At 40.9% G+C, this 12,734-nt stretch carries 14 protein-coding genes and 1 other annotated feature; of the genes, 2 read left to right on the top strand and 12 right to left on the bottom strand.

Annotated features, from left to right (window positions below; translation table 11 throughout):
- Positions 1 to 8: 8 nt before the first annotated feature.
- The 5 genes from proB to IYQ91_RS01435 all read right to left on the bottom strand — a co-directional run bounded on the left by proB (position 9) and on the right by IYQ91_RS01435 (position 4,049).
- Positions 9 to 1,118 (bottom strand): glutamate 5-kinase, encoded by a 1,110-nt coding sequence (gene proB, locus IYQ91_RS01415; protein ID WP_195672847.1) that lies wholly within the window; start codon positions 1,116 to 1,118, stop codon positions 9 to 11.
- A gap of 86 nt (positions 1,119 to 1,204) precedes the next feature.
- Positions 1,205 to 2,101, bottom strand: a complete 897-nt coding sequence (locus IYQ91_RS01420) for an RluA family pseudouridine synthase (RefSeq protein ID WP_195672848.1) — start codon at positions 2,099 to 2,101, stop codon at positions 1,205 to 1,207.
- Entirely contained in the window at positions 2,091 to 2,552 is a 462-nt protein-coding gene (gene lspA, locus IYQ91_RS01425; RefSeq protein WP_195672849.1) for a signal peptidase II, read from the bottom strand. The genes IYQ91_RS01420 and lspA overlap by 11 nt, the downstream gene beginning before the upstream one ends.
- Positions 2,549 to 3,457, bottom strand: a complete 909-nt coding sequence (locus IYQ91_RS01430) for a LysR family transcriptional regulator (protein WP_195672850.1) — start codon at positions 3,455 to 3,457, stop codon at positions 2,549 to 2,551. Before IYQ91_RS01430 ends, lspA begins: the two co-directional genes overlap by 4 nt.
- A gap of 151 nt (positions 3,458 to 3,608) precedes the next feature.
- Positions 3,609 to 4,049: a hypothetical protein gene (locus IYQ91_RS01435; RefSeq protein ID WP_195672851.1), complete on the bottom strand. Its 441-nt coding sequence runs from the start codon at positions 4,047 to 4,049 to the stop codon at positions 3,609 to 3,611.
- 172 nt (positions 4,050 to 4,221) lie between these two features.
- On the opposite strand from IYQ91_RS01435, the gene IYQ91_RS01440 reads away from it, so the two are divergent.
- Positions 4,222 to 4,479, top strand: coding sequence for a metal-sensitive transcriptional regulator (locus tag IYQ91_RS01440; RefSeq protein ID WP_195672852.1), 258 nt, complete (start codon positions 4,222 to 4,224; stop codon positions 4,477 to 4,479).
- 535 nt (positions 4,480 to 5,014) lie between these two features.
- On the top strand, positions 5,015 to 5,503 hold the full coding sequence (locus IYQ91_RS01445; protein WP_195672853.1) for a prolyl-tRNA synthetase associated domain-containing protein: 489 nt from the start codon (positions 5,015 to 5,017) through the stop codon (positions 5,501 to 5,503).
- 135 nt (positions 5,504 to 5,638) lie between these two features.
- Here IYQ91_RS01445 and IYQ91_RS01450 read toward each other — a convergent pair whose 3' ends face one another.
- From IYQ91_RS01450 to rplU, 7 genes are all read right to left on the bottom strand, one after another.
- Complete coding sequence (locus IYQ91_RS01450) at positions 5,639 to 5,935, bottom strand: rhodanese-like domain-containing protein (RefSeq protein ID WP_003024965.1); 297 nt, start codon at positions 5,933 to 5,935, stop codon at positions 5,639 to 5,641.
- Positions 5,925 to 7,580, bottom strand: a complete 1,656-nt coding sequence (locus tag IYQ91_RS01455; protein ID WP_195672854.1) for an FAD-dependent oxidoreductase — start codon at positions 7,578 to 7,580, stop codon at positions 5,925 to 5,927. Before IYQ91_RS01455 ends, IYQ91_RS01450 begins: the two co-directional genes overlap by 11 nt.
- Positions 7,581 to 7,602: 22 nt before the next feature.
- The gene (locus IYQ91_RS01460; RefSeq protein WP_037596896.1) at positions 7,603 to 7,908 is read right to left on the bottom strand and encodes a rhodanese-like domain-containing protein; all 306 of its coding nucleotides are present in this window, start codon (positions 7,906 to 7,908) and stop codon (positions 7,603 to 7,605) included.
- Positions 7,909 to 8,099: 191 nt separating this feature from the next.
- Positions 8,100 to 11,234, bottom strand: a complete 3,135-nt coding sequence (locus IYQ91_RS01465) for a GbpC/Spa domain-containing protein (protein ID WP_195672855.1) — start codon at positions 11,232 to 11,234, stop codon at positions 8,100 to 8,102.
- A 348-nt stretch (positions 11,235 to 11,582) separates the two neighbouring features.
- Complete coding sequence (gene rpmA / locus IYQ91_RS01470) at positions 11,583 to 11,876, bottom strand: 50S ribosomal protein L27 (protein WP_003032879.1); 294 nt, start codon at positions 11,874 to 11,876, stop codon at positions 11,583 to 11,585.
- 17 nt (positions 11,877 to 11,893) lie between these two features.
- Positions 11,894 to 12,238 (bottom strand): ribosomal-processing cysteine protease Prp, encoded by a 345-nt coding sequence (locus tag IYQ91_RS01475; RefSeq protein ID WP_003032850.1) that lies wholly within the window; start codon positions 12,236 to 12,238, stop codon positions 11,894 to 11,896.
- A 16-nt stretch (positions 12,239 to 12,254) separates the two neighbouring features.
- Positions 12,255 to 12,569 carry a 50S ribosomal protein L21 gene (gene rplU / locus IYQ91_RS01480; RefSeq protein ID WP_126406899.1) on the bottom strand — a complete coding sequence of 105 codons (315 nt, stop codon included), beginning with the start codon at positions 12,567 to 12,569 and terminating at the stop codon, positions 12,255 to 12,257.
- Positions 12,570 to 12,603: 34 nt separating this feature from the next.
- Positions 12,604 to 12,674: a sequence feature (ribosomal protein L21 leader region), on the bottom strand.
- Between the last annotated feature and the right edge of the window lie 60 nt (positions 12,675 to 12,734).

Raw genomic sequence — 12,734 nt, forward strand, 5'->3', positions numbered from 1 at the left:
ACTTCCTCTTAAAATTCTGACAATAATAATTCCAATTCAGGCGTTAGTGAAATCCAATGGTCTCGGTGAATTACCACTCCCTTTGGTTTATTGGCTTTCAGCATATCTTGCAAAGCTGATTGCCCAAAACGAACACGTCCTTTTCCTAAAATGCGCTCTGTGTCCTTTTCATAGACGGTCACAATATCATCATAAGAAAAGTGTCCTGACATTTTTGAAATTCCTGAAACAAGTAAGCTCTTGCCTTGCTCACTCAATGCTGTGCTTGCTCCTCTATCCACCCAGATAGAACCTTGACTGGTAGCGTAAAAAGCCAACCATTGTTTTTGCGTTTTCATATTTTTGGCTGAAGCAGTAAAAAATGTACCATTTGCTTGATTTTCTGCAGCTTCGATGAGGGGCTGCTCTTTCAAAGAAGAGCAAATGTAAACAGGAACCCCTGCCATAGTGGCAATCGTTGCTGCTTTTAGCTTGGTCAGCATGCCACCTGTTCCATTAGAAGAGCCTGCTCCACCTGCCATTTCAAGCAAATCCGTCGTAATCTCCTCTACCAAATCAAGGCGCTTGGCATCAGGATGATTGACTGGATTCGCCGTATAAAGCCCGTCAACATCCGTTAATAAAATTAACAAATCTGCTTGCACCATAGATGCAACCTGAGCACTCAACGTATCATTGTCACCGACTTTCAACTCAGCAATGGAAACCGTATCATTTTCATTGATAATTGGAATGGCTCCTCGGTTGAGCAAGACAGAAATCGCCTGATGTGCATTTTTATAGCGCCGTTTATCCGCAAAATCATCTTGTGTTAATAAAATCTGAGCCGAGACAATCTTTTTCAATAGCAGATTCGTCGTGTATTCTTCTAACAGCAAGCCCTGACCTACCGCTGCGGACGCTTGCTTGTCTGCAATTTTTGTCGGGCGTTTCTTAAAGCCCAGAGATGAGAAACCTGCCGCTATTGCTCCTGATGAGACTAAAATCACCTCGTGCCCTGCTTCATGTAGCATGGCTAACTGCTGGGTAATCACTCTCACTTTCGCTCTCGATAAACTTCCATCCTCATTTGTTAAAGAACTGGTACCGACTTTACATACAATTCGTTTATACTTCATAACCCTCTCCAAAGCTGATATATTGCATTATTATACCAAAATTTCGAGCAAAATAAAAAAGAAATGAAGCAGAAAGAGATATTCTCTCACTCCATTCCTTTTCTCAATTTCTCTAGTGTTTCTTGGAAAATAGCTGGCGCTTCTGCTGTAAATTCCATGACTTCTCCCGTCTTAGGATGAGTAAATCCAAGCGTTCTGGCATGTAAAAATTGACCGTGCCCTTTTAGCGTTTTCCGTGGTCCATATACTTCATCACCTGCCACTGGATGACCAATATAAGCCATGTGCACACGGATTTGATGCGTACGCCCTGTTTCCAGCTGCAATTCTACCAGCGTATAATTGCCAAAACGTTCTAAAACATGGAAACGTGTAACAGCTGGCTTTCCTTTTGCCGTTACAGCTTGTTTTTTTCTATCTTTTTCACTGCGTCCAATCGGTGCTTCAATAACACCTCTGTCATTCGGCAGATTACCATGTACAATCGCCCAATACTTCCGCAGGGATTTTTTATCTTTTAATTCCTCAGCGAGCTTGATATGCGCATCATCGTTCTTGGCAATCATCAACAATCCTGATGTATCTTTGTCAATTCGATGGACAATTCCGGGGCGCAAAACACCATTGATACCGGACAAATCCTTGATGTGGTACATCAGCGTATTGACCAGCGTTCCGCTCGTATGCCCTGCACTGGGATGCACCACCATACCTTGAGCCTTGTTCACCACTGCAACATCTTCATCCTGATAAACAATATCTAGCGGCAGATTTTCTGCAACATATTCTAGTGCTTCTGGTTCGAGCAATTCATAAGTAATCACGTCGCCTGCCTTGACAGCATACTTGGCTTTCTTCACTTGTCCGTTGACTAAGATTTGTCTATTTTTGATTTGTTCATTGGCATGACTTCGGGATAATGGTGTCAAATCAGCAACCGCCTTGTCCAACCGTACACCGCCAATCTCTACTTTAACTTGCATTGCCCTCTTCCTTTAACATCATCACTATCAGCACAAGCACACCAATCGTCAGATAACTATCCGCAACATTAAAAATTGCAAAATTGATAAAATCAAGCTGAAACATATCCACGACAAAGCCTTGGTGCATGCGGTCAATAAAATTACCAATTCCCCCTGCAATAATCAAACATAAAGCAGACAGCAACCAGACTGAATCTTTGATGTGCTTGCTCAAATACCAGATAGCAGCGCCAATCACCACTAAAGTAATTACAGCAAACAACCATTGCTGGTTTTCCAGAATTGAAAATGCCGCTCCTGTATTTCGCAAATAAGTCAAACTCAAAATCTTTGGAATAAAAGGTTTTACTTCGCCTAATTGAATGTTTTTGACAATTTCAAACTTGACCCATTGATCCAGCGCAATCAAAGCCACAATCACAAGCGGCACGGTCACTTTTCGTTTCATTTTTTACCTCTTTTTGCAAAATATTCTTCCATCACAGCAACAAAAGCTGCACCGACCAGTGAAAGCTCTACTTCTTCGCGTTTGACATAAACCATGCGGTTTTCCAAATTGTCTTTTAACCGAATTACTGTAATGCCGTTTACACTATTGCTATCCAAAAATCCAGAGCCTGTCGCATAAGCATCTGTCCGCTCCAAAATACCATTTAAAGTAGCACGGTCCGTCACATTAAACATCTGCGAACTGGCGCTGGTGTCCACGAAATTCTCTGAATAATAGAGATATTCGTCCTTTTCCTGTGTAAAACGAACCGTCGGCAAATCTGCCAAATCTTCCATAGTAAGCTCCTCTTTCCCAGCTAAGGGGTGATCCGCCCGCAGATAAATGTGTGTCTGAAAAGGAATCAAATCTACCACTTCCAGCCCCAATTTATCCATCCGCTGCATCATTCCCTTGGTATTTTGATTGTTCAGATAGATAATGCCAATCTCGCTGTGTCCTTGTGCAACTTCGTTTAAAATCTGCACCGTTGTAGATTCAAAAATTCGGAAATTCTTACCTTTTGGATAGCGTTTAGCAAATTCTGTTATCAGAGGCGGCAAGAAATCATAATGCTGGCTGGCAATGGAAAATTCTGCTTTTTCTTCCTCTGGATTGGCATACTGATTTTGAAAGACATCAAATCCTTTAACCAATTCTTGAGCTTTTTCGTAAAATTCCATCCCTCGACGTGTCAGAAATGTACCGCTACTCGTTCTGCGAAATACTTTAAAACCCAGTTCTTTTTCTAATTCTCGAACCGCAATGGATAAACTAGGCTGGCTGACATACATTTTCTCAGCGGCTTCACGAAAGGTGCCACTATTGGCAATGGCTACAACATAGCGCAGTTGTTGAATATTCATCCTTTTATCCTCTTTCAAGTGTTTTATCATTATACCATAAATCAAGGCATAACTAAACCGTCATACACCCATGAAATCCAGTCGTCGCTTCTTTCATATCTTCCTAATAAAGCAGATAAAACAAGTTGTTTTTAGCTGCTGCAAGTGATATTCAACTTCTTTCACTCATGTAGTGGCTTATCTCATCAGCTGTCAATTTTCGCACTTCTGTATTGGGATACTCTTTGTATTCATGAACGGTAAAAACAGGTGCCAGCAATGGGCATGTTTTATCCTTATTCTTTTTTAAAAATACTTGTAAATCTTCTTTTGCCGCAAAAATTTTATAAGACAGCCTTCCCTTCCTATTTTCTATTTCATAAATACCGCATGGCTTTTTCATCGTATAATCAGCGGTTCGCAAGTATAGCTTTGCGATTTCTAATGACTTAAAGGGAAAATGCCACCTTTGCAATCCTCTCTTTGGGTCTTTTTCAATGCAGATACACCGCCCACATGTTCCGCAAATATACTGCCTATGGTGTTGCAAACAATCCAAAGGATTCAGTAAAGGCGTTCTTCTACTTTCCCTAGAATAACATTCTTGACACATGTTTACCTCCTGTTACTGACCGACATAGATGGATTCTATCATGGTGAACATCCAAGTTTGACACAAACCGTTCACATCATCCCCCCTCATTATATCATAAAGAAAGAGCGAGAACTTTGACAAAGAGGTCTATTCAAGATATAATGTAAAAAAATAAACTGAGGACAAGGACATGGCAAATTCAAAGCTTATTACGCGGCTGAAACGCTCCGAAGGACAACTGCGCGGCATTCAAAAAATGATAGAGGAAGAGCGCGACTGTGCGGACATTATCACCCAATTAACCGCTGTTCGCTCTAGTGTCGAGCGGGTCATTGAGTTGATGATTACTGAAAATCTCACTGAATGTCTCAATCACCCTTTGGACGACCCCGAAGCACAAAAAGAGCGACTAGAGAAAGCCATCCAATACCTTATCAAGCGAAAATAACCTCAGCAGGCGACGAAAACTGCTGAGGTTTGTTTATTTACGGTACACAATATAAGGGATGATTCCAACTATCACTTTTTTAGAAAAATAGAACTGCACAATGGGCAAAAGTAGTTCTTAAAGGAGTGTGTCCGCCCGGCGGACGAAGTGAACCTGTTTCTAGGCAAGTCGTCAGCCCGGCGGACGGAGTGAATTACTTTTAGGACAGATTATCGACCCGGTCGACGAGGTGAACTGCTTTTAGGACAGACTAGCGACCCGGTCGACGGAGTGGACTGCTTTTGGGACAGACTAGCGACCCAGTCGACGGAGTGAACTGCTTTTGGGACAGACTAGCGACCCAGTCGACGGAGTGAACTACTTTTAGGACAAGCGGTCGAACCCGGTCAACGAGGTGAACTGCTTTTAGGACAGACTAGTGACCCGATCGACGGAATGGACTGCTTTTGGGGGCAGGTTGCCAACCATTGAAAGAAAAGTCCTCCTCAATATGGTATAATAAGAGTAATAAAACAAATCAAAGGAGGCAAGTAAAATGGACTTATACGCAAAAGTAGAAGAAACCTTGAACAAGTTAAACATTCCATTTGAAATCGTGGAACACGAACCGGCACTTACGACCGAGCAGGCAGACAGCTTTATCGAAGGCATTGAAGGCGTCCGCACCAAAACGATGTTTCTCACTAACAAGAAGAAAACCGCCTACTACTTGCTCATCATGGACGACAAAAAGCGCTTGGACATGGACTTATTTAAAGAACTGGTAAAAGCCAATAGAATCCGCATGGCATCCGCTGACAGTCTGTTTGAAAAAATGATGTTGCCAGCAGGCGTCGTCTCTCCATTTGGATTGTTAAACAATGCCGATAAAGACATTCAAGTCTATTTTGACAAAGAAATCATGTCAGAAAAACGAATGAGCTTTCATCCCAATACCAATGAGAAAACACTCTTTTTAAACACAACAGACCTACTCAAATTCCTAGAAGCTATTGGTTATGAGCCATATATTATTGAGTTATAGGTTGGACAAAAACTCAATTTCTAGTCAAAATGAAGCAATGAACAAGAAAAAGCTTAAAATCAACGTTTTTGATAACTTGATTTTAAGCTTTTTACTATTTTTGAAAGTTTTTTATTCAGTTTCTTTTCTCTTTCCTTATTCCACCTCGCCATGCCAGAAATTCATGCCCCCAGCTACATTGGTTACATCAAATCCTTGCGCACTTAAAAACTGACACGCAGCCGCAGAACGTGCGCCAGATTGACAGATGACATAGTATTTCTCCTGCTGGCTCAATTGTTTGTAGCCCGTCTCAAAAGTGCTTAATGGCAGATTTTTTGCCGTCGGCACGTGTCCCATTTGAAACTCATAATCTTCTCGCACATCAAGAATGGATAAGATTTCTGTCTGATATTTTTTATAAAATTCAGGCATGCTGATGCTAGTTTCCATATTCTACTCCCTCTGGTTTTACCATTTTGTACAAGGCAAAAGCGCCGTCTAGGTTCTTAACAGAAAATCCTGCTTGTTTAAGAATGCGCTCAGCAATATAGCTGCGAAGTCCGCTATGACAGCTCACGATGTAGTCTTGCGACTTGTCTAGCTCTCCTAAACGCTCACGCAGCTCATTCAATGGAATGTGAACTGTATCTACTTTCAAACGACCTTGTTGAAGCTCACTGGCCGTCCGCACATCTAGGAACTTCTTACCAGCAGCTAGTTCATTTTCCAATTCATACCACTGGATATTGTCGCTCAAACCTTCTACCAAGTTTAAGGCTGCATATCCCAGCATATTGACCGGATCTTTAGCAGAGCCAAACGGTGGCGCATAGGTAAATTCCAACTCTGGCAAGTCAAAAATGGTTAGATTACCTTTGATAGCCGTTGCCAAAATATCAATCCGCTTATCAACGCCTTTTTTCCCAACACCTTGTGCACCATAAATTTTGCCACTTGTTGGCTCAAAGAGGAGTTTCAAGGTCACATCAGTCGCACCCGGATAGTAGCCAGCATGATCCTTACCACTGACATGAATAACTTGATAAGGCAGGCCATTCATACGAAGAATGCGCTCGCTCAACCCTGTCGAAGCTGCCGTCATGTCAAATGCCCGAACGATAGCTGTACCAATGCTACCTTTATTCTTGCGAGCTACCCCAGCAATCACGTCCGCCACTTGGCGACCTTGACGATTGGCAGGCGAAGCCAATGAAATCAGCGCGTCTTCTCCTGTAATCTCTTGCTTAACCACAATCGCATCACCGACTGCATAAATATCAGGTTGACTGGTTTCGTAACGCTCATTGACTAAGATACCGCCACGCAATCCCAGCTCAATACCTGCTACCTGTGCTAAAGCATTCTCTGGTTGCACCCCGACAGATAAAATGGTCACATCAGAAACAATTTTTTGCCCATTCTCCAGTACAATGACCTGTCCCTTGTCCTCAAACCGCGTAGCAGACTGAGAAGTAATTACTTGAATACCGTTTTTCAACAATTCAGCCTGAACAAAAGCAGCCATTTCTTCATCAAGCGGTGGCAAAACATGCGGTGCTTTCTCAACAATCGTCACCTTCAAACCACGCTTACGAAGATTTTCTGCCATTTCAAGCCCAATGAATCCAGCACCAATCACCACAGCTTCTTTTGGTTCTTTCTCCAAAGCCAACATAATCTCATCTAGGTCAGGAACATTGCGCAAAGTATAGGTGTTTTCGGCTGTTTCCAAACCGTCAATCGGAGGCACAAAAGGCTTTGCTCCCGGAGACAAAATCAGCCTGTCGTAACTCTCTGTAAACTCTTTTCCGTCATGCCGAACCGTCACTGTATGTTGATCTGGTGAGATAGCCGTCACTTCATGAAAAGGACGAACATCTAGATGAAAGCGTGCCTTTAAACTCTCAGGCGTTTGCACTAACAAATCTTCCCGATTAGCAATTTCTCCAGAAACATAGTAAGGCAGACCACAGTTCGCAAAGGAAACGAATGGTCCCTTTTCAAAAATAATAATCTCAGCGTCTTCTTTTAGCCGTCTTAAACGCGTCGCTGCAGACATTCCACCTGCAACCCCACCAACAATGATAATTTTCATTCAATTTCCTCCTTTATCACTTTTAAACAACTTTTCCGGTCCAAGCACTCATACCACCTTGAACATTGACAACATCGTAGCCTTTTTTCTTTAGCTTTTTGGCTGCCATTTTGCTCCGCACACCGGAGTGGCAAATGACATACAGTGTTTCATTTGTTGCTGGCGTGTATCTTGCGATTTCATTGAGTGGGACATTCTTTGCGCCTTTGATATGACCACGCCGATATTCAGACGGTGTTCGTACATCTAGCAGTTGAATTTTCTTTTTTAATTTTTGTTCCAATTCACTTGTAGAAATACTATCTATTTTCGTAAATAAGTGAAACATAAGCACCTCCATTTATACCCTTATGGGGTATATTAAACCATGAAGCTTTTCTTTTGTCAAGAATCTTGTTTCAATATTTTTATAAAAAAAGAAGCCCCACAAATCAACCACATTAGGTTGCTTGTGAAGCTTATCCTTTCTATCGAATGATTCAACCTTTAGATCACTTTTATATGTTTACAAAAGATTCATCAATCTTCTTTTTTTCGACGACCAATATAACCGAAAGCTGATAGAAGTAAACCAACACCAGTCAGCGTTGCGAGGGTTGAAGCAACTTGAGAGTCACCTGTGCTTGGCAAGATCTCTGTTTTCTTTGGAGTTGGCTTTGTAGGAGTCGTTGGTACAACTGTCGGAGTTGTTGGCTTGTCCGGAGTTGACGGAACGACTGGAGGAGTTGGAGTTTGTTTATCTGGGGTTACTGGGACTGCAGTATAATGAACATCCTTAACAATGTCTTCTTGTGTGACTTTTTCTGCTGCCACAGTTGCCACATCAACCGTGTATCCAGAAATTACTGGAGACGGAACGGCATTATAATTTGTTTTATCTGCTGTCCAATCCGTTGTCTTTACAATATCGCCAGTCACCTTGTCTTTTGTCACCGTCCGTGTCCAAGTTGCTGTTTGCACATTATCGGCTGGCGTCTGGCTACCTGCTCCATGATAGCGAACCGTCAAGCTCACTTTCTTGCTTTCTTGACTTTCTGCTGTGCCATGTTTCAAATGAACCACTACATTTTGATCCACACTGCTGTCTGTGTCAAATTTAGCTGGTAATTCATCTTTAGAGACTAATTCATAACCTTGAGCCAGATAATCCTCAACAACTTTATCATACTTCGTTTGGGCATCAGCTGGAAGATTCACATCAGAATCACCTGTTGTCAACTCTACCTTGTTCTTTAAAGTAGTGTGGGACGTATCATCAATGGCTGTGTAAGTGACTTTTTGATTCCCAAACACTTCCTTATAAACGTACGTCACTTCCGTCGTCCCTTTGACAACCTGGCCTTTCTCCTGACCTTTGGTCTTCTCGGAAACCCGTTCATAGGTCTTCCCGTCTGGCGTCACAATCGTTGCTAACGCATGGGGCGTCGTATCATAAGGCGTATTGGTGGAGGCTCCTTCAACGACTTTCACATCCGCTTGGAGCTGGTGACCGGACTCATCTTGGTAATGAACCGTCACATTCCCAAACACTTCCTTATAAACGTACGTCACTTCCGTCGTCCCTTTGACAACCTGGCCTTTCTCCTGACCTTTGGTCTTCTCGGAAACCCGTTCATAGGTCTTCCCGTCTGGCGTCACAATCGTTGCTAACGCATGGGGCGTCGTATCATAAGGCGTATTGGTGGAGGCTCCTTCAACGACTTTCACATCCGCTTGGAGCTGGTGACCGGACTCATCTTGGTAATGAACCGTCACATTCCCAAACACTTCCTTATAAACGTACGTCACTTCCGTCGTCCCTTCAACGACTTTCCCTTTTTCATTCTCTGGCAACTGGTCTAGAACTAGTTCATAAGTTTTGCCTTCTGGAGTTATTATCGTCGTTTTTCTATGTTCTTCCGTATTGTAATCGGTATCAATAGAAGCATTAGAAGTATCTTCAACACTCTCTTTAATCGTTTCGCCAGCTTGATTTCTATAATTTACGATAACATTTCCAGTCACTTCAACGTAATAATTATATACATTAGTTATTCCTATTTTAACTGTACCTGTTATATTATCAGATGACGATACATATTTATAAATTTTACCATTAAATGTTATTCGGTCTTCATGCGTTCCTGTGTAGCCTTCACCTATAAGTGTACCTTTTGGTTTAACCGTTTGTGTTTCTGTCAACTTAGTAGTTGTACCTTGAATATAATTGTCAAGCAATACAGTTCCTGCTTTATTATAGCTAAAGAATTTATAACTTAGATCAGGCTTAGTTAAAACGAAAGGTGAAGGCAATTTACTTGTAATGGCTAGCCAATATCCTTTATCAAATTCCGAATATCTACGCATAGTAAACGAAATAACACTACCATTTTCTGTTACACCTGCAATACTAGTTTTATAAAAATCAGGATTGTCGTAGCTATCCGTAATTCCTGCTGTAGAAGTAGTTGCAGCTAAACGATTATCAGATTGTTTATCAACATAGGAACCCGTTATTTTTACTGGTTTGAAGTTATAATCTGTTATCCCTTCCTCATGAGTCTTTCCATCAGCAAGTATCGTTTTTGATAAACTTGTCAGCGCCAATATAGCCGGATTGTCTTGATTAAATTGAATGAGATTATTATCCTCATCATAAAAACGGATTTTGACACCATACTTAGACGGTGCTGATAAATTATAAAAAGTATAGATTCCTTTTGTTGGATCTTTCTCAGCAAAGCCGATGATTCCTGTCGATTCGTTCAAATTTGTTACTTCATAAACCACTTTAGTAATTTTTTTACCATTGTAGCTTGAGTTTTGTAGATTTGTATAAGTAGCAGTTATAGTCTGACCTTTTTCAATCTTGGGTATCACAAATCTTCCTGATAAAGTGGTTGTATATGCGGCAACCGGATTATTAGAAAATATCTTGCCACTACTTATATACTCTTCATACGACATCGCTTTTGGCATATCTTGTTGACCAAATTCAGTTGTACCTGTAATTGATAAATGAGCATTAGGCTCACTTTCAAATTTTAATCCTTGAGTTACAACTTCACTAAGATATCCCGGCTTATTTGTATTGGCTTGTGCTGCTACAAGATCATTTTTGTATTTCTCTGTCGCTTCTTTGATACGTTTTGCTTGTTCTTTTTCACGCGCATTAGCTTCTGCTTCTAGAGTAGCGACTTCTGCTTCAGTATTCGCAGTTCCAATATTTTCTGCCGCCTCTTGCTTTGCTTCAATCCCATTATTCTTGGCTTCTGTTACAGCGTCTTTTAATTCTTGATTTTCAACTGTTACATTTGGATTTTGATTTTCTGTCTGTGCAGTAGATAACATTGCTTGAGAAGCGGCTGCAGTAGGTGCTGTTGCAGCTGCTCTACTAGTTGAACTCATAGTAGTAGCTGATTCAGCCTTTGTAGTTGTCAGAGTGGTATTATCTTCTTGTCTAGCCATTTGTGATTGTACAACAAGACTTGTATCTGACGCTTCAGCTATAGGTATAGGTGCTGTTGTTTTAGGACTTTCAATATCATCAGCCGCCACACTCTTGTGTAAACTAAACATTGCGATTATTCCAAATATAATAACACCAACAGTCCCGTAAATTTTATTTTTACGAATTAAGCCATGACCTTGGAGTTCATTATTTTTTCTAAACATGCTAGTATCCTTTTTATAAATTATTTATCTTATCTATTCCTGAAGGTATAACTATATATGGAAATAGAAGAGTTTCATTACTAATTACAACTATAGTATTACTTGTAATCACGTTAAAGATATCATTATATATTATACTTTGATAACTGGAATTATTCAACTAATATGATACTAAAATACATAAAAAACACATGTGAAATGTACTTAAAATAAAGATAGCTGCAAAATTGTTTACAGCTATCTTATAATGAGATGAAGATTGTTCGTTTTATCTACATTTCTTTTGTTGTTTTCAAATTATCATTTCCAAAAGAAAGACCCGTGCCATGAGGTAGGGACTTTCAATTCTTATTTCGCAATTGGGTAAACAGAAACTTGTTTTTTATCGCGACCTTTGCGTTCAAAGCGTACAACGCCTTCAACTTTTGCAAACAAAGTGTCATCTCCACCGCGTCCAACGTTGACACCTGGATAGATGTGAGTACCGCGTTGACGGTAAAGAATAGATCCACCAGTTACAGTTTGTCCGTCAGCTGCTTTAGCTCCAAGACGTTTTGCTTGTGAATCACGTCCGTTAGATGTAGAACCTCCACCTTTTTTATGAGCGAAAAGTTGCAGGTTCGCAAGATTCATTTTCAACATAATGTTTTTCCTCCGTGTTAGTTTTCTGTGATAACTCTTGTCTGGACGAACTCAGCTGAGTCCTCCGATAAGTTTGCCATACCCAAGAAGAATGATTCAAAGAAAAGTTGAGTCATTTCTCTTTGGTGAGATGGAATATCTGTAGGAATCTCTACCCGTAAGAATCCACCTTCTTCTTCGTTTAATTCTAAGATTGGTTCATAGCCTGCGAATTTTTCAATCGAATTGATGAAATTTATGGCAAGCGTAGAAACCGACGCACACACGACATCAAAGCCGTATTCGCCACTTTCGGCGTGTCCAGTAATTTCTGCACTCCTCAGCTCACCATCCTCGGCTCGTTCAAAGACTGCTTGTATCATGTGCTCTCCTTAAAAATTAAGCGTTGATTGTATTGATGACAACCTTAGTATATGGTTGACGGTGACCTTGTTTACGATGGCTGCCCTTTTTAGGTTTGTACTTGTAAGTAACAACCTTCTTTTGTTTTCCTTGTTTTTCAACAGTTCCAACAACAGTAGCTCCAGAAACAAGCGGAGTTCCGACAACAGTGTTTTCACCACCAACAAGAACAACTTCGTCAAATGTTACATCTTGACCAGCTTCAACGTCTAATTTTTCAACGTAGATTGCTTGACCAACTTCAACTTTAACTTGTTTGCCGCCAGTTTTAATGATTGCATATGTGCTCATTATGCACCTCCTATGAATTTTACGGGTTTCCCCTAATTTTGTGAAGACTCGCCTAGCATCGTGGGACGAACCACTTAGACGATGTTCGAGCGGTTGCACAGGCTGTGCATAGTCAACTCTCTAAGTATAGCATTTCTAGAATTATTTGACAAGTATTTTTTATCA

It is taken from the genome of Streptococcus sp. HF-2466 (assembly GCF_015594645.1).
GTDB lineage: Bacteria > Bacillota > Bacilli > Lactobacillales > Streptococcaceae > Streptococcus > Streptococcus anginosus.